Genomic DNA, 22,161 nt, shown 5'->3' on the forward strand with positions numbered 1-22,161 from the left:
TGGTGTAGAATAGAAAATTTACTCCGCTATCAAGCAAGAATCTTACATAGTAGAAAGCTAAATGAACTTTGATAACTGAACAAATTCTAAATGTTAACTTATAAATTTCTAGTAGGAACGGAAGAAAATCTGTGTTTAACTGCAACTAGTAAGTTGCAGTTTTTTATTTTGAATAATGATATAATAGGATAAGAAAATAATGAAAACGCTATATATTTGAAAGTTGATTAGGAAGTAGAAAGTATGAAAACAATTGATATGATTATTAAATCATCAACTGAATTTTATATCGATTTAGTTTATCAGCTTTCAGATACGGTGAGACACATTTTAACTTTATTATTAGGGAAAGCAACTAGATAGCGTATTATTAAGATATTTTTACATATTGGAAACTAAAGTGTAGACGAACTGGATGGGTTACTAGTGAAAACTGCAAGAAGTGTTGGAAAGTGAATCGGAGAGTGCTTGATGAATTTTATTAGTAAGATAGCCATAAATAAAGGCTGGTCAGATGATAAAAAATATTGTGTGACAGATCAAAATCAGCAAAAATATTTCTTGCGTGTTTCTGATAAGGAGAAGTTAGATTCTAAAAAATCTGAATATGATATGATGGAGAAAGTAGCTTCTCTTGGAATTCCGATGTGTAAACCGATTAGTATAGAACTCTGTGATGATGAAGTGCATTCTTTACACGAATGGATAGACGGGAAAGATGCAAGAGAAACCATTTTAACTGTTTCGAAAGAACAACAATACACTTACGGAGTAGAAGCAGGAAGTATACTTCGAAAAATTCATTCACTTCCTGTTACAGAAGTTCGTGAAGATTGGGAACCCTTTTTTAATCGTAAAATTGATGACAAAATCAAAAAATACAAAGAATGCCCCGTTCAATACGAGAATGGTCAGATTTTTATTGATTTTTTAAATGCAAATAGAGAATTATTAAAAGATAGACCTCAGGTTTTCCAACATGGAGATTATCATATCGGGAATTTCATGATTGGTGAAGATCGTAATATTTATGTCATTGACTTTGATCGATTTGACCTTGGAGATCCTTGGGAGGAATTCAATCGTATTGTATGGTCTGCTCAAGTTTCACCTTCTTTTGCCTCTGGTATGATAGATGGATATTTTGATCATAAGGTTCCAGATTTATTTTGGAAACTTCTTGCTATCTATATTCTAAATAACATAGTTGGTGCTCTTCCATGGTCTGTTCCTTACGGAGTTGAAGAAATATCAGTAATGCAAAATCAAGCTAAGGAAATTTTAGAATGGTATGATGATATGAAGCAAATCATTCCTAGTTGGTATTTGATTGAGAAAAAAGCTGAATAATAAAAGAGTTGATTAAAGAAGAATTTGGTAGTTGGGACGTTAAAAGTAAAGAGACTCAACAAGTTTACAAGTTAGCAAGTAAATTTTTTAAGTGACAATTATCAGCTATAAAGTTGAAAAATGGTAACTATAAAATAGTTTCATTCTACATTTTAATTTTAAACAACAACTCAGTTACTTTCGTTCTTTAATATAGGAGTATACTAGCACCACATGTTGAGGCGGTAAGTTTGCTAGTCAAGGAGTAAAACGACGAAGATTAGCATTTACTTCCGCCCATGCGATAGCTGTCCGTGATTGACAAGTGCTAGCACGCAGACAGAACGGAGATAGCGAACCGCTGAGTGTGTCGCTCTGCTCGTAAAAGCTTAGAAACCTTTGAACGAAAGGGATAATGAAAGCCTTGATTGCAAGGCTTTTTGCTTTATGGTGGGTAAGTATCAGAGTGAGAAAATTTTTGGAATGAGTAGAAGTGATAGCTAGAAATTATCAGTTTCTATTTCCATTTACCCTGTGGGTACGTGTTTGTTTCCATTGACAAGGAGTTTGTGGGAATAGAAATGTACCCACCTTGTTTGAATCAAGTGAAGTGTAGTTGAAGGAAATCTGTTGAAAGCAATACTTCATTTTACCGAATAAGTAATAATTTAGGCAACTTCAAATCGATTAAAAAAAACTATTTTAAAGGTTAAGAGTAGACAAAAATTGTCCACTCTTTTTTGCAAACTCAATTTATCAATAAATGAAATGAGGGAATGTAAAATGAAATATTTTGAGGTTGAGTTAGAAAATCCTGATGAATTTTTAAAACTACAAACAGAAGATTTTGTGAAAGCTAATCGCTTGCTACTAATGAAGATAATCCAGAGCGTTACAGTCTATGAAGAAAACTTCGTCATATCCTTTAAATCTGGCATCGAATTGGAAGTATGAGTCTCATTCCATAACTTTTATATTGAACATATCATCTTGTTGTGTTATACTATAAATTGATATAAACAAAGATGTAGGAGGAACCGAAACTATGACAGCCTCAATGCGTTTAAGATAAGCTGGCAATAAAAAAAGCAGAATCTATACCCGATGATAGGCTTTTTTGTTGTGCTTATTTATACGATATTGAGCATTCATTAGTTACGGTGAGGATATTGGTTATTTAACTATACCTTTATTTAACTATGTCTTTAATATGAATGTTTCCAAATTGTATGTATGCAGACCAAAAGCCACATTGTGGGGTTTGGCCTGCATTTTTTATTGCCTAGAATGCTATTAAAAATAGAAATTCAAGCAAAATAATATGCAGGAGATAATATAAATGGAAAAATACAACAATTGGAAACGAAAATTTTATGCAATATGGGCAGGGCAAGCAGTATCATTAATCACTAGTGCCATCCTGCAAATGGCGATTATTTTTTACCTTACAGAAAAAACAGGATCTGCGATGGTCTTGTCTATGGCTTCATTAGTAGGTTTTTTACCCTATGCGATTTTGGGACCTGCCATTGGTGTGCTAGTGGATCGTCATGATAGGAAGAAGATAATGATTGGTGCCGATTTAATTATCGCAGCAGCTGGTGCAGTGCTTGCTATTGTTGCATTCTGTATGGAGCTACCTGTCTGGATGATTATGATAGTATTGTTTATCCGTAGCATTGGAACAGCTTTTCATACCCCAGCACTCAATGCGGTTACACCACTTTTAGTACCAGAAGAACAGCTAACGAAATGCGCAGGCTATAGTCAGTCTTTGCAGTCTATAAGCTATATTGTTAGTCCGGCAGTTGCAGCACTCTTATACTCCGTTTGGGATTTAAATGCTATTATTGCCATCGACGTATTGGGTGCTGTGATTGCATCTATTACGGTAGCAATTGTACGTATACCTAAGCTGGGTAATCAAGTGCAAAGTTTAGAACCAAATTTCATAAGGGAGATGAAAGAAGGAGTTGTGGTTCTGAGACAAAACAAAGGATTGTTTGCCTTATTACTCTTAGGAACACTATATACTTTTGTTTATATGCCAATCAATGCACTATTTCCTTTAATAAGCATGGAACACTTTAATGGAACGCCTGTGCATATTTCTATTACGGAAATTTCCTTTGCATTTGGGATGCTAGCAGGAGGCTTATTATTAGGAAGATTAGGGGGCTTCGAAAAGCATGTATTACTAATAACAAGTTCATTTTTTATAATGGGGACCAGTTTAGCCGTTTCGGGAATACTTCCTCCAAATGGATTTGTAATATTCGTAGTTTGCTGTGCAATAATGGGGCTTTCGGTGCCATTTTATAGCGGTGTGCAAACAGCTCTTTTTCAGGAGAAAATTAAGCCTGAATATTTAGGACGTGTATTTTCTTTGATCGGAAGTATCATGTCACTTGCTATGCCAATTGGGTTAATTCTTTCTGGATTCTTTGCTGATAAAATCGGTGTAAATCATTGGTTTTTACTATCAGGTATTTTAATTATTGGCATTGCTATAGTTTGCCAAATGATAACTGAGGTTAGAAAATTAGATTTAAAATAAACAATATTGGAGGAATATTTATGTATCTTATTTTCATGTAACTCTTCCTGCTAAAATCGCAGGGTTTTCCCTGCATACAAGCAAATGAAAGCATGCGATTATAGACAGGAGGAAATGTTATGGAATTAATATTAAAAGCAAAAGACATTCGTGTGGAATTCAAAGGACGCGATGTTTTAGATATAAATGAATTAGAAGTATATGATTATGACCGTATTGGTTTAGTAGGAGCAAATGGTGCTGGAAAAAGCACTTTACTCAGGGTACTTTTAGGAGAATTAACTCCCCCAGGATGTAAAATGAATCGTCTGGGTGAACTTGCCTATATTCCCCAGTTGGACGAAGTAACTCTGCAGGAGGAAAAAGATTTTGCACTTGTAGGCAAGCTAGGTGTTGAGCAATTAAATATACAGACTATGAGCGGTGGTGAAGAAACAAGGCTTAAAATAGCACAGGCCTTATCGGCACAGGTTCATGGTATTTTAGCGGATGAACCTACGAGCCATTTAGACCGTGAAGGAATTGATTTTCTAATAGGACAGCTAAAATATTTTACAGGTGCACTGTTAGTTATTAGCCATGACCGCTATTTTCTTGATGAAATAGTAGATAAAATATGGGAACTGAAAGATGGCAAAATCACTGAGTATTGGGGAAACTATTCTGATTATCTTCGTCAGAAAGAGGAAGAACGTAAGAGCCAAGCTACAGAATACGAACAATTTATTGCGGAACGTGCCCGATTGGAAAGGGCTGCGGAGGAAAAGCGAAAACAGGCTCGTAAAATAGAACAGAAGGCAAAAGGTTCTTCAAAGAAAAAAAGTACTGAAGACGGAGGGCGTTTAGCTCATCAAAAATCAATAGGAAGTAAGGAAAAAAAGATGTATAATGCTGCTAAAACCCTAGAGCACAGGATTGCGGCCTTAGGAAAAGTAGAAGCTCCGGAAGGCATTCGCAGAATTCGTTTCAGGCAAAGTAAAGCATTGGAGCTCCATAATCCATACCCTATAGTCGGTGCAGAAATTAATAAAGTATTTGGGGATAAGGCTCTGTTTGAAAATGCATCTTTTCAAATTCCGTTAGGAGCAAAAGTGGCGTTAACTGGTGGTAATGGAATCGGAAAAACAACTTTAATCCAAATGATCTTAAACCATGAAGAAGGAATTTCTATTTCGCCTAAGGCAAAAATAGGTTACTTTGCACAGAATGGTTACAAGTACAACAGTAATCAGAATGTTATGGAGTTTATGCAGAAGGATTGTGACTACAATATATCAGAAATTCGTTCAGTGCTAGCATCTATGGGGTTCAAACAGAACGATATTGGAAAAAGTTTATCTGTTTTAAGCGGTGGAGAAATTATAAAATTGTTGCTTGCTAAAATGCTCATGGGTAGATATAACATCCTAATAATGGATGAACCCAGTAACTTCCTTGACATACCAAGTTTAGAGGCTTTGGAAATACTAATGAAGGAGTACACCGGAACTATCGTGTTTATCACCCACGATAAACGATTACTCGAAAATGTAGCAGATGTAGTTTATGAAATTAGAGATAAGAAAATAAATCTGAAACATTAAATTTAAGGTAGTCGCTGGTCAGTATAGTCTGTTCTGGTTGGCGACTCCATTGTTAAAGAGTATAAAGACTTTAGATTTTATGAATATTAAAAATAGGAACAGTCAATTGAACTGCTCCTATTTTTCTGCTAAATATATTGTAGTTTTCTTATATGTATAATGATAGATTAGCGGATTCTCATCTACGGTACTTACTTCAAATATGAAGAAGTGATCGCGGTTATCTCTGGACTTTTCCTTATTGAGGACAAAGTAATTCTTACGTGAAGTCGCCATTGTTTTTAGGATATCATCAGTTAGGAAGGTCAATGGAATATTCATGTTAGAGTAGCGGTAGAAGTCACGTTCAAAATCTTGGTAGCTCTCGCTATAATAGTCCATTTGTAGGTGATTACGCTGAAACTCAAGCTGATTCATAGAGCACCTCCTCGACAAGTTCAATACTAATAATGTCTTTTAATTTCAAATTGATGTGACCTGTTGTAGTTTTTATCAAAATGAAATCTTTGGTCAGACTTGGTATTGTTCCAGTGTAGGAAACACGCTTGTTTTTTTCAATCACTTGAATGCGTGTGCGTAGCTGCCCGGCGTATACTTGACTGAGGAGTAATAATTTCTTCTCTAGTGATAAGTCAGACATGTACGTTACTTTGTTTGTATCATCAGAGAGTGCTGATGCATGTTCAGATAGGAAAAAGCCCATCCATTTTTGCATCTTTGTATCCTGGTACTCTCTTGCTGATTGAAATGGTAAATATGAACGGTCAATCATATCAAATCCTTTCTATGCAGAGGCAAGGGTATTTTTATCAAATTGAATCGTAAAACCTTGAATTCTCCCACCTGTGTAACATTCTTTAAAGCGATTGATTACCTCAGTATAGATTATCACAGATGAGCTTGTTGGCTTAATGCTAAATGTAAATTCCAATGGTAATCGGTTTTCAGATTTAGCATGTACTAGTCGTATCGATATTTCAGTTGTTTTGAGTTTTCTCTGACGAAGTTTTGAAGTTGCTGTTTCAACGATTCCATGTAAAAATCTTTCAAGCATTTCAATATCATTACATCCTTTGCTACGGATTTCTGAAAATTGTACTGTATTTTTTTCTTGTTTCATTTTAATCCCTCCAATCCACCCGCGGAATGACCACCGATAAGTTTACTGCGTTCAATATTTCTGGAACCTTCAGTTAGGACGGTTCCTTTTTGTATGGCTAAAAAACCAAACTGTTCTCTGACAACATCAATAGCTGTCTGAAGTCTATTATCTTTTTCAATTTGTTCTACATCATCAAAGAGTGATAGTAGAGTATAGCTTTCATCTACGAAGCCACTATAAGATACACCAATTTGTCTCACTGCACCAGAGGTGTATTTTTTCGGAATAATACAAGTACATGACTCACCATTGTTTTGGGGAGATTTGCGGGTTCAATTTTATTCTGAGCATTTATAGATTTTTTCATCTCAGTCCTAGAATAGCCAATATGAATAGAAACGACAGTAGTCAATACTAGGGCTACTGTTCCGTTCCACAGTATCATTTAAAAATCATTTTCACACCCTTTCGTCTATTAGTATAGAAGAAAGCTCTCAGCACACGTTGAGGCAGTATCACTGCTTGTACGAGCTTAGAAAAAAATGTTGACGAAAAAGCCTTGGTGTCAAGGATTTTTTGCTATCCTCAAAAAGATAATTTTATAATTGACAATTTGTCAGTAGAGCAGTATAATTTATAATCAGGAGGAATAAAATGCGAGATGTAAAAGATCCGGAAATTCGACGGGCTGAGATTATGGATGCTTCTATGCTCCTCTTTATGGAGAAAGGATATGCGAACACAACAACTCAGGATATAGTCGATAAGGTAAATATATCACGAGGTTTGTTATACTATCACTTTAAGAACAAAGAAGATATTCTATATTGTCTTGTGGAACGATATTCAGAGAAATTATTGAGAGATATTCATGTGATTGTCAATGATGACGACAAAACTGCTATTGAAAAAATAAGAGCCTTTATAGATGCCACAATAATCTCTACAGATAACGTTTCAGCGGAGGGAACTGAGTTACAAAAGACGGTTGATCTTAAAGAAAATCGTTATATGTTAGATAAGTTATCCCATAAGCTCATTGAAAAACTGACTATATATTTTGAGAGGATAATAAATCAAGGCATCTCAGAAAAAGTATTTTCTGTAAAATATCCATCTGAAACAGCAGAATTTCTTATGACAGCCTATGTTTTTGTTTCAAATAACATAGGTATAAAAACATCAAAGAAAGAACCTGTCAAAGATTACTTGAATGCATTTAAGATAATGCTGGAACAAAACCTAAATACAAAAGGACTCTTTAGCAATTAAAAAAAGATAGAATGTTTGTAAAGAGAACTATGTACCGATAGCTGAATCAAAACAAGCTATCGGTATTATTTCAAAATATGACTGACAAATTGTCAATAGAGGTGAAAATATGTTAGAGATAAAGAATTTTAGTAAAAGTTATGGGGATAAGAAGGTTGTGGATAACCTATCTATTTCAGTACAGCCTGGAGATATTTATGGTTTTATTGGAGCAAATGGTGCGGGAAAAACGACAACGATAAAGGCAGTTGTCGGTATCCATGATTTTGAAGACGGAAGTATAATTATCAACGGTCATTCTATTAAAGAAGAACCTGTTATTTGTAAAAAAATGATGGCGTATATCCCAGATAATCCAGATTTGTATGAACATATGACAGGACTTCAATATATTAATTTCATTGCTGACCTGTTTGAAATTCCTACAAAAATACGCAGGGAGAGAATCCAAAATTACGGTGATTTATTTGATATGACTGAGCATCTTTCGGGGATAATTTCTTCATATTCACATGGTATGAAGCAACGAACAGCCATTATTTCTGCACTTGTACATTCTCCCAAACTATTGATTTTAGATGAACCTTTTGTTGGGCTAGATCCCAAAGCAACTTTCCTACTAAAGAAAATTATGCATGAGTGTGTTTCAGATGGAGGTGCTATTTTCTTTTCAACCCATGTATTGGATGTTGTGGAAAAATTATGTAATAAGATTGCCATTATCAAAAATGGAAAGTTAGTTGCAAGTGGTAATACAGGAGATATCAAAGGTAATGAATCATTGGAAGCATTTTTCATGGAGGTGCAGGGCAATGAGTAACATTTGGATACTAATTAGAGCACAATTGATAAATTTTTTTCCCATTAACCAGATTAGAGAGACGGGAAATAAAAAACAAAGTTCAATGGCTATTGCGAGTTTTGGCATAGTAACTCTTGCCTTATTTTGCTTTTTTTATAATATCCTAACAGCTAAAACATTGGTACAAGTTGGACAACAAAACTTGATTCCGGCATATATGGTCTCTGTCTCAAGTTTTTCGATATTATTTTTGACAGTTTTTTATTCGAATGGCATTTTATTTGGCAGTCGAGATATGGAAATTCTCCAATCCTTACCTGTTAAAAGTTCGTATATTATCACCAGCAAGTTCATGTTTATGTACTTATTGAATTTTTTAATAGGCTTGATGTTTATGCTTCCGGGTGGAATTGTATGGGGCTTGAACGGAAGTTTAAACCTCCTACAGATTATATTGTATTTTACTTCTATATTTTTTGCCCCTTTGATCCCCATGTGTATAGCGGCATGCATGGGACTCGTTATTGTTGTCGCTTCATCTTTTTTTAAAAGAAAAAATGTTATCTCTCTTATTTTTTCATTTGCGATGCTAGGTATAATTGGATATTTTGCATTATCAGCTTTGCAATCAGGTGATGAAAGTAGTATTGGGGTTACTCTGGCTAAGCAAATTACTGGACTGTATCCAATTTCTAGACTATTTATGTCATACTACAATTTTCCAATGTACTATGGGATGGGATTTTATATAGTTCTTTCAATAGTCGTCTTTTATCTATTTGTCAAAATTGCTTCGTTGAAGTATGGACTACTTAATACACTTGCCAATACAAAATCAAGTTATGCTAATGACAAAGTATCTTATGAAAGAAAATCGGTATTTTTTGCCTTGTATCAAAAAGAGCTTGGACGATTTTTAAGTTCTTATATGGCAGTCTTGAATGCTGGGCTTGGAGTGATTCTTTTATGTGTCTTTAGTATATGTTTCCTGTTTAATTCTGTAGGTCAAATAGGAAATTCTGCAGGAATTGAAAATATAAATGAGTATCTTTCAAACTTAGCTCCCGTCTTTATTGCATCTATGCTTTCACTCAGTTGTCCAGCAGCTTCATCTATATCTTTAGAAGGTAAAAATATTTGGATTTTGAAAAGTTCTCCGGTTGAGATAAAAATGATTTTAAATGCTAAGATAGCTGTCAACCTTACACTTCATTTGATTGGATATATGATTTCTGTATCAGTATTTATGCTGAAACTTGATATGAATCCTATTCAAGTTATGAATCTAGTTATTGTTCCTATATGTTACTCCCTTTTTATAACGGTAATCGGAATTTCATTAAATAAAAAATATCCTAACTATTATTGGGACAGTGAGATGATAGTCGTCAAACAAAGTCTACCTGTTATTGTGACTGGAATTATTGGTATGATTGTACTTATTACGCCTATTTTTCTTAATTGGGTGTTAAATATTCCGATTACATTTGTTTTGCAGGTAGTATCAGTAGTTTTATTGGTTATTACAATGGGTGTTTATATAACAATGAGCAAGTCGAATTTTATCTAGTTAAAGGAGGAAAATAAGATGAAAAACAGACTGACAAAAGATATTTTGGTGTTGCTAGGGATGACAGTCATAATAGTTGTTATTTGTAGTTTTCTCCCAGAGGAAGTTCCTATCCATTTCAATGCAAAAGGTGTTGCAGATATGTTTGCAAATAAATATTATCTTCTACTGGCTACAGTAATTCCATACTCTGCATATTGGAAGATTGTTAGGGGGAAGGAAAATAAAAAGATTAAATGAAACCCCATCTATATTTACAGATTGCATCAAAATTAAGAACAACTATTTTAAGAGGTGATTATGTGCTTGGACAAAAAATTCCTTCGATAAGGAGTTTAGCAGAAAATGAGAAGTGTAATCCAGCAACAATCCAAAAAGCAATGAAAGTTCTCGAAGAACAGAATTTGGTTATTAGCTGTGGAACATTAGGATATTTTGTCATAGCAAGCGAGCAAGAAATAAAGGAGTTAAGATATCAAGAATCGAACAAGCTAGTGAAAATTTTGTTTGAAAATCTAGGTGAGCTAGGATTTTCGGAAGATGAGATTGTCAATTTATTTTTTTGAAAAGATGCTTAGATGAAGTTGAATGGAAATTTATTAGGATTATTTTTGAAAGTATATAAAAGCCTTGATTTTAAGGCTTTTTTCATTTTCCAATAAATAACTTGACATTATTAGTTACTTTTACTTCTTCAAGTAATTCTGAGGAATAGACGACAACTTTAAAATCAAATAAGCTAAAAACGCTCTAAAATCATTAAATTGACATAAAAGTGTTTTTTATTGTCAAAATATACAATTGAAAAAATTTCCAGTTTTTTTAAAATCACTTTCTCAGATGACAATTTAATCAAAATATGATATAATGCAGAAAAAGTAAAAATAACAAAAGTAACTTACAGAAGTAAAATAACAAAAGTAAATAGATAGCCACGGCGGATATTCCTTTCATTGTTTAGAAGGATTTGCTGTGGTTATCGTTGTTGCTGAGCTAATTAATTGCTCTTATTACTTAGATGAAGTTACTTTTATTATTGAATTAATTTAAATAATAATAACGATCAATGAAAGTACTCATCGATATTCCCTTTATGCAGTTAGAGCACAAAGGAAAATGGTACTGACTTGATCGTTTTTTTGTGTATTGACATCATAAAACACAGTCAGAACCTTCAGTCATAATAAACAAGGAGGTAGCATGAGATTTGTTGTATATAAACATTCACTGATTCTAGGTGATAATAATATCGTTACAAAGCAATTGATTGCACTCAAACATGATGATGGCACATTACAATTCACTCATTTTCATAGATATGTAAAATCTTCCGCAAAAATTAAGTCTATCTCAGACAATGGCAACAAACGTTTTTCATACGTTGTTAAGTTTTTGAACTATATATTTGGAACAGTTGGGGTAAATAATCTTGATCAACTAACTTTTGAAATGGTCAAGGAATTTTTTACGCTTTATGGTTTAGCACAATTACCTGAAGATAGAACAAATAGAAAGAAAAGTACAGTCGAAAAATGTGTAAATGCCGTTCTTGATTTTTTAACTCTATACTTGAATGAACGAAAAGGGAAGGCTAAATTGAAGCCAAAAGACCTTTATTCTATCAATACGTTCACTAATAGACGAGGTAGAGTCATCAAAAGAAAAGAGTTGAATTTTGAGGTATTTGTTGATGGAAGCAACACACAGAAGTCAATTTTTAGGGATATGCCAAACAGCGCCTTTGAAATGCTTTTTGCTCACATTGCTCAATATCACAAGGATTTACTTATGGTTGTTGCTTTGGGAGCATTTGTTGGTTTAAGACCATCAGAAGCTTGTAATGTAAGGCGTGAAGATAGCCCTTTGGGGGCAGGTATCATATTTCACCAAAGTGATAATCAAGTATTTAAAATTGAGATTGATCTGCGAAAAGAAATGCCCCTTAGAAGCGATTTAAAACCAACTGGACGAATTAAAAAGGAAAGACTTCAAGCTGTACCTTATATCTTCTTAGAGGTCTTTTTAGACACCTACAATGACTATATGAGCTACCTAGAAGGTAAAAGGTATGAGAGAGATTATGGTCCATTAAACCTTAACAAGCAAGGGAAAGCATTGTCATACGATGTGTACTATCAACGATTTCGTAAGATTATTCGCGAAGAAATGATTCCAATATTTCTTAAATCTGATGACCCAGAGGTTGTCTTTTTTGGTCAACTCTTGCAAGAAAATAATATTTCACCCCATATCTTTAGGCACTGGTACACCACACAATTGGTTTTGTCAGGTGTTAATGAAGTTAGTGAACTGATGTCTGCTAGAGGGGACAATTCACCAGAAAGTGCTTGGGTTTATTTACAAAATAAAGGAGAAATTGCAAAACAATATGGTCAGGTTAATAATGGTGTTTTTGAATATATGAACTGGCAAGCAGAAAAATTGTTTGGAGAAGATTAAAAGGAGTAGCTATTGGTAGTAGATTTTAAAAATTATCTTGAAAGAATATTAGTCGAGTTAGGTGCTGCTACAATAAAACACCGTGAGAAAGTCAGTGGATTCTTACTAGACAATGAATGGTTTGGTGTGTCTATAAATCTTGATGACTATACTATTTCTGAAAAAGATGCTGAAGTTCTTAAAAATCACATCAAAGACTATCTAACAACACCTCCTGGAATTAAGAGTATGGAAGGAATCTTTTCAAAAAAATTTCCTTCTACAAGTGAATTATTCGTACAATTTGCTGAAGAAGAAAAGCTGAGTGAAACAAATCGTTTCTATCTACTTTATTTTTTAGCATACTACTTAACAAAAGATTTGTTTCTATATGGTGATGCTGAAGTAGAGACCTTAGTAGAAGTAGCAACAGAAGTCCTTACGAAGTCACAAGGCAATATCCTCATTCAATTTATTAAATGGCTACTCAATAAAGGCGTTACTCGTTATCGAGTAAGTTTTGAAATGACAAAGCGTTACACGATTGAGAGTGCAAATGGAGCGTATGAATTAGATGAATACCTTGAATTAATGTACTACCTATTCAACGAAAACTACATCATAAAAAATGATATGTTGTGTAAAGCAGCAAATTCAAAAAACTATGCAGATACATGGTTGTATCTAGGGTTACATTTTATTTGCGCACTAAGATCAACAGACTTAGAAAGATTAGGACATCCTAAATTAACAAGAGAACCATTAGAAGTTTTAGAAGCAGTAGTAGATGGAACTTGGAGTAGTAGTGAAGCTAGAAGGACTTTACTAAGTATTACAACAAGATTGACTTATTTAAACTTAACACCTAATAAAACCAAAAACGCTTCTAATGTTGCTCAGTTAAAGTTTCATGTCCCAGAAAGTTGTCAGGTTCTTATTGGAACGTTATTGGCTATCTGTGAGGCACATTTCCAACTTCAAATACCATTCAATGCAGAAAATCCATTGATCAGACAAATTAAAACTTATGAAAAGATTACTAGTTATATGGGGGAGGAAATCGGAAATTTATTTTTAGAGCGTAACTTTAGTAGTCGTTCTGCAAACAAGTCCTACTTACAATCTGTCGCAATGTTAGCAGATGATGTTCTTGAAGAAAAGTCAGAACTGAATATTAAAGGTTATTTTCTAGCAGCATTAGCTCGTAGCCATAAAGGGGATTTTAATGAATTTGCACAAACTACAACAACGTATCTAAAAGATGCCCAACTCGGACAACTAAAACCTGAAATGGTTGCAAAAGAGCTATTTGAACGAGGCGTATTATCCATGATTCCGTCTATGCTCTTGACCATTGTAACTAGAGGAAAGTATAAAAAATTAAGTCCAAGCCAACAAACTCAAATGATTAAAAGTTTAGATTTAACGCCAATTGAAATTGAAAAAACGTTGGAATTGAGTATTAGGGCTGATTCACGTTCGCAACAAGCATTAAAAACTCTAGTTGAAAATAATGTTGATCCTGAACAATTACTGACGATCTGTCATCGAATTGGTAACGGAGAAGCTTTTTCTAAGCAAGGAGAGAGTATGTGTCTTTTATCTGCACTAGGGAAACTATGTCCCTATGATGACCGTCAGCATTGCGTCGGCTGTCAGTATGAATTACAAACAAAATCTACCTTGCTTTTGTTAATTGGTGAGTTTAATCGACTCAATAAACAATATCAAAAATTAAAGAATGAACTTGAACGAGGAAAGGTTCGAGCCATTCTTGAGAAGCAGATTAAACCATGTCTTACAGAAATGTTGCAAGCTTTATCAGAACAGTATGGCGAAGCTGTATTGTCTGATTATGAGGATATTATTAAGGAGTTAGTCAGTTGAATAATCAATCAAAATTATTTCGTAAAGTAAATGAAATTATCCTGTTTGATGACAATATGATTGAGAGCGCAAAAGAATGTTTTCAAGACTATGTTGAAAAAGGGATTATTCTATCCACCAATTTTGAAGAAAATAAATGGGAAACGACTAATGAATATTCTAACGTTAGCTTCATTTTTAACTTGAATAAATTCCAATATAAAAGGTTTTATGAACAAGTATTTCAATTATCTTTTGATGATTTTGTTACCTACTTAAAGAGTTTTATAGTGCTATCTATGGAACATCATGTTTTAATCACTCTCCAAGCCTTTTTAAGAGATATAAAGAAATTAGTCAAAGAACTAAAAGTGAACGAAGTCTTCTCATTAGCAAATATGAAGATTTCCAACCCCTCAGTATGTATAGATTTTCTTTCTACACTACCATGTTTAGAGAGTAACGAATTAACCCAACTGATTGAGCAACTAGACGAACTTTTAAATGTTAGTTATCAACTGAACACTAAAAAACAGCGAAAGTTAGCCCAATTTCAATCCTATTTTTTATTTAATGATATTTTAAACGACTATTGGGTTAAATCATTATTAGATGAGGAAAGATTGTTTTACTACCCTCTTTACTTATGGTGGCAAATAACAGCAGTAGTACCACTTAGACCAAGGGAGTTTTTGCTCACTCAGAGAAATTGTCTCACAGAAAAAGACGGAAAATATTACTTAACTCTCAGACGAAATAACTTAAAAGGAAAAGACAAGGGAGTATCCCATAAAATTTCAGAGGATTATTATTTAACAACTTACGAAGTACCATTTAAGCTTGCGAGTGAGATTTTAAATTATTTAGAACTAACCAAAGATTTATCATCTACTCAGTTGGATACTCTATTTGTGACAGACTCTCATTATCGGAAATGGAAACGTATTTCTGGTACTAAAAACCGTTTCTTGACATACAGTAACTTAAATACAATTTTAAAATATTTCTTTAATGAGATTGTATCTCAACAGTATGGGTATTTTGTCCATCATATCAATTCCCCAAAGCAATTAGACGATCATGAGATTAATTTCATTCATATTGGAGATACTAGACACATTGCAATGATCAATTTGATAGCAGAAGGAGCTAGTCCAGTAACAGCAATGCTCTTAGCTGGACATGATAGTATCACAACATCTTCACATTATTTTTCAAATCTGAGTCAGTTTATTGAATGTAGGAGCTATCAGCTTTATCGTAAATTAACAAACTCTCAAACGTCTTACGCTATAAGTAAAACTCAACATAAATACACCATTAATAAAAACTATGTTCCTCTTGATAATAAGGGCAGATGTTATTCACCTCGATTTGAGGAAGGTGATTATTCAGACTGTCTTAAAGTCATTAGCTCACATGCAGAGCTTGGTGCTTGTACTAGTTGTCCATTTTACAGAAAAGCTGGAAAAGATTATTTCTCTATGGATAAATCCTTTAAGAAATCAATCGACGAGGAAGCTTTAATTGTAGATGAGGCTATAAAAAGAGTTCGACAAGGAAAGGGGAATATAGAAGATATTGGTGAGGCATTATTAAAACTTAAAACAGTTAGTCATTCTTATCAAGAATATCTAACTGAAAAACATTTATCCTTACAGGAGTTCTCAAATGGCTAGAAAGAAGTATATTGATAATCAAGAATTGCTATTATTATTTGAACATTATTTACTGGAACATTGTTCGAATAATCCTAGACTATTCAAAATTCCACAGTTTGGAAATTACCTTAGAAGCAACGGATTTTCGCAGGTTGCAGACACAACGATTAGAAGAAACAAAGAATTTAGACAAGCCCTTAATGATAGATTGGAACTATTTGAAGACGACACTTATCAAACAGTTATAACGTATAAAACTCTAGATGTAGAACGTTTCTTAATGACCAATAGAACCCCTAAAGCAATCAAATCAGCATTGATGGAACTTAACAATTATTATAAAAGAGTTGTTGATGCAGCAATAGAATATAAGGAAGAAGCCAGTCAGCTCAAAACAAGAGTTTCAGAGTTGAAAAATGAGGTAGCACAACTTAATAAAAAGAATGCTGAAATAAAGGAGCAGACAGCGTTAAACAAAGAATTATTAGAGGAAAACAAAAAGTTAAGGAATCTTCTTAAAACTAGTTTGTATCCTGATATTGCGAATGAATTGTTAAAAGAAGAGGGCTTGTTAAAATCTGATCAGCAACTAGTAACTAAGAAGTATCTTAGTGAGAATGTTATTACTTCAGACACAAAAATATCTTTTGAAAAACATACTCATACTGAAAAGCAAACAAGCAAAAGTAAGATTTTGGAAATAAAAGACTTACTGGATAACAAGACTAAGTATTAGGAGGAGAAAATGTCAGACTTAATCACTGATTTTCCAGCCTTATTGAACTATTGGGACTTTGACAAGAATATCAAAATAGATGTAGAAAAAATAACAATTACCAGTAAAAAACACATTAACTGGAAATGTCCTACCTGTTCTTATGAATGGAAAGCAAGTACATCAAAATCTTATAAGAATATTCAAAATCATTCAAAAATCTGTCCTGTATGTGAGCTTGGAAAAGTGTTCATAAAAGGGGAAAACTCTATATCTGCAAGGATTCCTAACTTTCTAAGGTACATAAACTTTCATTATGAAAATATAGAAACCATTCAGGAAGAGATTGATAATTTATCTTTTTCTTCAAAGAGGTTATTTCACTTCAAATGTCCTACCTGTCATGTTGGTTGGAAAGATGTAGCAAACACTTCTAAATTAATCAATAAACATAATCAAGAGCTTGTTCATGTCGGATGTAATGAAAGTACACATTTTGTACCTTACACTAAAGCATACCCTAATCTTCGGAAAATTTATCTTCCAGGGGAACAAAACGATGTAGAGTTTAATGATTTGAAGTTAAGTGACAATGTTACAATCCCTAGAAATTGGAAATGCGACAAATGTGACCATATCTTTAAGTTGTCTATTGATCAGCTAATTTCAAGAATCAAAAGATATAGTTTCTATTGTACTAACTGTAAAGCTACATTTGATACCCCAATTAAAGTGAAAGCGAACCCCCTATTACATACAGATAGAAATCTTTTTAAGCAATTTATTCCAACTCATGTAAAAAGTAATATGATTGATAGTTTATCCAACATCTTAGTAAGATGGCAGTGTTTTAAATGTCATGGTCAATATGAATGTAGTGTTGTCAAAAGGCATCTTGAAGGCTGCCCTTATTGTGATAATAAATTGATGTTAAAAGGATATAATACTTTACAAGAAACTCATCCTTATTTAGAGAAATTTTGGGATAAAAGTAATGATAAACCTATTTCTGAATACTGGTATAAGTCTTCTAAATGCATAAATTGGAAATGCCCTTGCTGCAAAGTCAGTTTTTATTGTAGTCCAATTGAAATGATTTTAAGAACCGACTTAGAGAATAGTAATTTTCAAACTTGTCCTAATCGTTGTGATTGGGATACACTTGTTTTTAACAATGATATACTCTATAATTTCCCAAAATTACAGGAAGAATGGAGCGATAAAAACGGATTGCCTGTTCATTTAGCATTGAGCCACATCGAAACAAAAAAATATTGGTGGAAGTGTTCTGTTTGTCAAGGTGAATACCTTTGTTCAATTCCAATAAGAAAAGAAGTAATAGATAGCTGTCCATATTGTAATGATGAACAAGCATTAAAAGGTTATAATACAATTGCAGATACTTATCCTGAGTTGTGTGACCTTTGGAGTAGCAAGAATGTAGAAAAACCTGATGAGGTGACGAAATCGTCAGAAACCGAGAATAAAATATTTAATTGGATTTGTGATTGTTGTGATTTAGAATTTCAGGAGAGATTAGGGATTGTTCTAGGTGTGTTTACAAACAATAATTCTAATAGTCTCAATTCTATATGTCCTTACTGTAATAAAAAAATTCCTAAACCAAATGAAACACTAAGCTATGTTAAACCGTACTTAAACAATGAATGGGTAAAAGAACTGAATGGTGATATTGATACCTTCTTTTATAATTCAAATGCTTTAACCAATTGGATTTGTCGAAAATGTCACAGAAGTTTTAAAGCAAAAATTTCTGATCGCCACAAAAACGACCAATGTTGTCCATATTGTTCTTTTAAGAAGACTGCAAAAGGTTATAATGATCTTGAAACAACACATCCTTGGTTAATTAAAGAATGGTCATCATTAAATAAACAAGAAATATCTTCAGTAAGGGCAAATTCAACATATAATGCATGGTGGAAATGCCCTGTATGTACTGGAGAATATCAGAAAGTTATTAAAGAAAAATTTTACAGAGAAAATTCTTGTCCATACTGTAGAAATCAAAAAGTATTAAAAGGATTTAACGATTTAGCAACAACGCAACAAAGTCTAATGAATGAGTGGGATTATCTAAATAACTCCTTGATAGTAAGTCCAACTGAAATTACAGAGTTGAGTATTCTGCCTGTATGGTGGATATGTCAAGAAAATCTTAATCACCGTTACAAAATTCAAGTAAAAGAAAGAATGGCATACAAAAAACGCAATAAAAGGTCGTGTTCCATTTGCAAAGGCCACAGAAGAAAGCAAGAACACTTTGTACAGTTTGAAAAAATATAGATAAATAAAAACACTCTAAATTTCATTAAATTGATATTAGAGTGTTTTTTTATTGTCAAAATGTACATTTGAAAATTTTTTAGTTTTCACTTAAATAAAGTACATTTTCAACTGAATTGAGAGTAGTAAAAAATTCCAGTGTTCACTTAAATAAAGTACATAATTGAGTATAATTGGCTTAAAAAATTTTTTTGGTTATACTCTTGATACAAAACAGTCCTATATAACCCCTATAACATCTTTCCGAAAAACTATAATTTTCTTGAAAAATATATCTGGCTATGTTATACTACTAGTATAGAAAGATTTGGAGAAAAACATGAAACGCGAGATCTTATTAGAACGGATTGATAAACTCAAAAAAATCATGCCTTGGTACGTTTTGGAATACTATCAATCAAAACTGGCCGTTCCATATAGTTTTACGACCTTATACGAATACTTAAAGGAATACGATCGATTTTTCACCTGGGTCTTGGAATCTGGTATATCGGATGCTGACACCATGGCTAATATCCCTTTAGAGGTTCTGGAGCACATGACCAAGAAAAACATGGAATCCTTTATCCTTTACTTACGTGAACGTCCTCTGCTCAATGCCAATACGACGAAAAACGGGGTTTCGCAAACAACCATTAACCGTACCCTTTCGGCACTTTCTAGCCTTTATAAGTATTTGACTGAGGAAGTTGAAAACGAGCATGGGGAACCTTATTTCTACCGTAATGTCATGAAGAAGGTTGCGACCAAGAAAAAGAAAGAAACCTTGGCTGCTCGGGCTGAAAATATCAAGCAAAAGCTCTTTTTAGGGGATGAGACAGAAGGTTTCCTCAACTATATCGATCAGGAGTACCCTCAAACACTCTCCAATCGTGCCTTATCTTCCTTTAATAAGAACAAAGAACGAGATTTAGCCATTATCGCACTACTTCTCGCCTCTGGTGTCCGTCTCTCTGAGGCAGTTAACCTGGATCTTCGAGATCTCAATCTTAAGATGATGGTCATTGACGTCACTCGAAAAGGTGGAAAAAGAGACTCAGTTAATGTTGCTGCCTTTGCTAAGCCTTATTTAGAGCAATATCTTGCTATTCGAGACAAACGTTATAAGACAGAAAAGACTGATACAGCCCTCTTTCTGACCTTGTATAGAGGTGTTCCAAACCGGATTGATGCTTCTAGTGTTGAAAAGATGGTGGCCAAGTATTCAGAAGACTTCAAAGTCCGCGTAACCCCCCACAAACTGCGCCATACTCTTGCAACCCGTCTCTATGATGCTACCAAATCCCAAGTTTTGGTCAGCCACCAGCTGGGACATGCTAGCACACAGGTAACGGACTTGTATACGCATATCGTTAATGACGAACAGAAAAATGCCTTGGATAGTTTATAAGATACATAATATAAATTATGTAATGTTTTAGTGTTAGAATAAGAGCGTAAGATTTTTTATGGTATCTTACGCTCTTTTATTCTTTCTATAAAAATTCGATCCAATAATTACGGTGGGGCTCAATAATAACTGGTTTTCCCCAGAATGATTTTAGATAGGCCAAGTTTGCAGGGCTGACCGGTCTTTTTTCACCATTGTACTTCTCTGCACTCTCTTCCGTTAAAAAGCATTTAACTGCTTCATATGGAGTACCATCGCTCGCTATTCGATCAATTCCTAAATAAGCAATTTCATCACCGGCTTTTGGAAAATCTGTAAATAGTTTACCAATAAAATAAACCGTCTTATCTTTCATTAATTCATAAGCCTTACTATTTTCCAGTCTGTTATTCGCTGCAGCGTACATAATACAAAAACTATCTACAATATCTTTCAAAGGCATTAATTCTTCTTTGCTGACTATAATTTCGTCGGGAGCAAGTCCACCAAGGATTAAGTTTTGATAATGAGGTTGCTGAATGATATTATCTAAAGCCATTCCTAATGGTAGTTGGACAGCTTGATAACCTAATGGTTCTAGCTCTTGTTTTTTCTGGTCAAGGTGTTCTTGTGTAATACTGATATTCAAATCATATGGACTTGAAGGTTGTTGTTTGCTAAAAAAAGCCACTACTATACGATCTAACTGTTCAAATAGACCAAGATTTTCAACTGGAATTTTCATCATCGAATATGATCCCCTTTTTTGTTCAGATTTCCTCTATATTCTACTCTCATTATTTTTGAATATCAAGAAAAGAGGCCGTGTCATGAACTAACTTTTGATGATAAATCTTAAAAATTTTTGTTTGACATAATCTTTTTTCTTCATTAGCTCTTACCTCATGAATAGCTAACTATAAAAGATAATACAGAAGATCCTACCATTCTTCAGCCATGGACTAGTTGAGTTTTACCACTTCGTCAGCTTTTTCCCAAATTACTGGATTATGGGTTGCAATAATGATTATACGATCTTGATTCTTTAACATTAAGAGCAAGTCCATCACCTCTTGTGAGGTTTCTGGATCCAGTGCTGCAGTTAGTTCATCTGCCAAAATTAAAGGTGGATCTTTGAGGATGACTTTGGCCAATGCGACACGTTGTGCCTCGCCACCAGATAGTTCATAAATCTTTTGATCCAGAGAAAGGTAAGCCAGTCCTACTTTTTTTAGCACTTCTTCTTCTTGCTGCTTCTTCTCCTTTTTCGTTAATTTTTGCCCAATCAATCCCAAATCTAAATTTGTAGCGATAGTCTCGTTTTCAAGTAGGCCAAAGTTTTGAAAGAGATAGCCTAATTCATGCTTAAAGAAGTGATGCAGTTTGATTTGTTTCAGTTCTTGCCCTTTATAGCTTATACTCCCTTTTTCATAAGGCTCTATCTTCGCCAAGATATTGAGCAAGGTTGTTTTACCACACCCACTATTTCCGATCAGAGCATAGACCTTACCTTCTGTAAATTGCAAACTCAAATCTTGAAAGACCGTTCGTTGGCCAAATGATTTGGTTAAATGTTCTACGCTAATCAT

The 22,161-nt window shown here is 33.8% G+C and carries 21 protein-coding genes; 15 read left to right on the top strand and 6 right to left on the bottom strand.

From position 1 onward, the window contains the following. Positions 1-471: 471 nt before the first annotated feature. The 4 genes from AC3E6G_RS03935 (at position 472) to msr(D) (ending at position 5,469) form a co-directional block, all read left to right on the top strand. Positions 472-1,350, top strand: coding sequence for an aminoglycoside phosphotransferase family protein (locus tag AC3E6G_RS03935; RefSeq protein ID WP_004252845.1), 879 nt, complete (start codon positions 472-474; stop codon positions 1,348-1,350). 762 nt (positions 1,351-2,112) lie between these two features. Continuing rightward, entirely contained in the window at positions 2,113-2,283 is a 171-nt protein-coding gene (locus tag AC3E6G_RS03940) for a DNA recombinase (protein ID WP_490700496.1), read from the top strand. Positions 2,284-2,668: 385 nt separating this feature from the next. Continuing rightward, positions 2,669-3,886, top strand: coding sequence for a macrolide efflux MFS transporter Mef(A) (mef(A), locus tag AC3E6G_RS03945; RefSeq protein ID WP_000417519.1), 1,218 nt, complete (start codon positions 2,669-2,671; stop codon positions 3,884-3,886). Between the two features lie 119 nt (positions 3,887-4,005). Then, a complete protein-coding gene (gene msr(D) / locus AC3E6G_RS03950; protein ID WP_070673943.1) occupies positions 4,006-5,469 on the top strand; it encodes an ABC-F type ribosomal protection protein Msr(D) in 1,464 nt (487 codons plus the stop codon). A 117-nt stretch (positions 5,470-5,586) separates the two neighbouring features. On the opposite strand, the gene AC3E6G_RS03955 is transcribed toward msr(D), so the two are convergent. From AC3E6G_RS03955 to AC3E6G_RS03970, 4 genes are read right to left on the bottom strand one after another with little or no spacing between them, the layout of a single operon-like run. Then, positions 5,587-5,886 (bottom strand): DUF5960 family protein, encoded by a 300-nt coding sequence (locus AC3E6G_RS03955; RefSeq protein ID WP_001072467.1) that lies wholly within the window; start codon positions 5,884-5,886, stop codon positions 5,587-5,589. Further along, entirely contained in the window at positions 5,873-6,241 is a 369-nt protein-coding gene (locus tag AC3E6G_RS03960; RefSeq protein ID WP_000567222.1) for a hypothetical protein, read from the bottom strand. The genes AC3E6G_RS03955 and AC3E6G_RS03960 overlap by 14 nt, the downstream gene beginning before the upstream one ends. Before the next feature lie 12 nt (positions 6,242-6,253). Then, a complete protein-coding gene (locus AC3E6G_RS03965) occupies positions 6,254-6,589 on the bottom strand; it encodes a DinB/UmuC family translesion DNA polymerase (protein WP_490700497.1) in 336 nt (111 codons plus the stop codon). Then, positions 6,586-6,831, bottom strand: a complete 246-nt coding sequence (locus AC3E6G_RS03970) for a hypothetical protein (RefSeq protein ID WP_001813542.1) — start codon at positions 6,829-6,831, stop codon at positions 6,586-6,588. The genes AC3E6G_RS03965 and AC3E6G_RS03970 overlap by 4 nt, the downstream gene beginning before the upstream one ends. A 394-nt stretch (positions 6,832-7,225) precedes the next feature. On the opposite strand from AC3E6G_RS03970, the gene AC3E6G_RS03975 reads away from it, so the two are divergent. From AC3E6G_RS03975 to xerS, 11 genes are all read left to right on the top strand, one after another. Continuing rightward, positions 7,226-7,843: a TetR/AcrR family transcriptional regulator gene (locus AC3E6G_RS03975; protein ID WP_009664199.1), complete on the top strand. Its 618-nt coding sequence runs from the start codon at positions 7,226-7,228 to the stop codon at positions 7,841-7,843. Positions 7,844-7,952: 109 nt separating this feature from the next. Beyond that, entirely contained in the window at positions 7,953-8,663 is a 711-nt protein-coding gene (locus AC3E6G_RS03980; RefSeq protein WP_490700498.1) for an ABC transporter ATP-binding protein, read from the top strand. Then, positions 8,656-10,215 carry a permease-like membrane multi-spanning protein gene (locus tag AC3E6G_RS03985; protein WP_490700499.1) on the top strand — a complete coding sequence of 520 codons (1,560 nt, stop codon included), beginning with the start codon at positions 8,656-8,658 and terminating at the stop codon, positions 10,213-10,215. The genes AC3E6G_RS03980 and AC3E6G_RS03985 overlap by 8 nt, the downstream gene beginning before the upstream one ends. A gap of 18 nt (positions 10,216-10,233) precedes the next feature. Next, entirely contained in the window at positions 10,234-10,455 is a 222-nt protein-coding gene (locus AC3E6G_RS03990) for a DUF1648 domain-containing protein (protein WP_009664127.1), read from the top strand. Further along, positions 10,452-10,781 carry a GntR family transcriptional regulator gene (locus AC3E6G_RS03995; protein ID WP_035620602.1) on the top strand — a complete coding sequence of 110 codons (330 nt, stop codon included), beginning with the start codon at positions 10,452-10,454 and terminating at the stop codon, positions 10,779-10,781. Before AC3E6G_RS03990 ends, AC3E6G_RS03995 begins: the two co-directional genes overlap by 4 nt. 634 nt (positions 10,782-11,415) lie before the next feature. Continuing rightward, positions 11,416-12,675 carry a site-specific integrase gene (locus AC3E6G_RS04000; RefSeq protein ID WP_368909812.1) on the top strand — a complete coding sequence of 420 codons (1,260 nt, stop codon included), beginning with the start codon at positions 11,416-11,418 and terminating at the stop codon, positions 12,673-12,675. A 12-nt stretch (positions 12,676-12,687) separates the two neighbouring features. Beyond that, positions 12,688-14,541 (top strand): hypothetical protein, encoded by a 1,854-nt coding sequence (locus AC3E6G_RS04005; RefSeq protein ID WP_490700500.1) that lies wholly within the window; start codon positions 12,688-12,690, stop codon positions 14,539-14,541. Next, positions 14,538-16,199: a hypothetical protein gene (locus AC3E6G_RS04010; RefSeq protein WP_490700501.1), complete on the top strand. Its 1,662-nt coding sequence runs from the start codon at positions 14,538-14,540 to the stop codon at positions 16,197-16,199. Before AC3E6G_RS04005 ends, AC3E6G_RS04010 begins: the two co-directional genes overlap by 4 nt. Further along, on the top strand, positions 16,192-16,917 hold the full coding sequence (locus tag AC3E6G_RS04015) for a hypothetical protein (RefSeq protein ID WP_490700502.1): 726 nt from the start codon (positions 16,192-16,194) through the stop codon (positions 16,915-16,917). Before AC3E6G_RS04010 ends, AC3E6G_RS04015 begins: the two co-directional genes overlap by 8 nt. Before the next feature lie 9 nt (positions 16,918-16,926). Next, on the top strand, positions 16,927-19,203 hold the full coding sequence (locus tag AC3E6G_RS04020) for a zinc-ribbon domain-containing protein (protein ID WP_490700503.1): 2,277 nt from the start codon (positions 16,927-16,929) through the stop codon (positions 19,201-19,203). Positions 19,204-19,522: 319 nt separating this feature from the next. After that, the gene (gene xerS / locus AC3E6G_RS04025; protein WP_490700504.1) at positions 19,523-20,593 is read left to right on the top strand and encodes a tyrosine recombinase XerS; all 1,071 of its coding nucleotides are present in this window, start codon (positions 19,523-19,525) and stop codon (positions 20,591-20,593) included. A gap of 85 nt (positions 20,594-20,678) precedes the next feature. Here xerS and AC3E6G_RS04030 read toward each other — a convergent pair whose 3' ends face one another. Both AC3E6G_RS04030 and AC3E6G_RS04035 read right to left on the bottom strand, forming a co-directional pair. After that, positions 20,679-21,320, bottom strand: a complete 642-nt coding sequence (locus tag AC3E6G_RS04030; protein ID WP_490700505.1) for a hypothetical protein — start codon at positions 21,318-21,320, stop codon at positions 20,679-20,681. Between the two features lie 214 nt (positions 21,321-21,534). Beyond that, a complete protein-coding gene (locus AC3E6G_RS04035; RefSeq protein ID WP_490700506.1) occupies positions 21,535-22,161 on the bottom strand; it encodes a putative bacteriocin export ABC transporter in 627 nt (208 codons plus the stop codon).

This window comes from Streptococcus sp. SCPM-O-B-23252 (M501) (assembly GCF_058200355.1).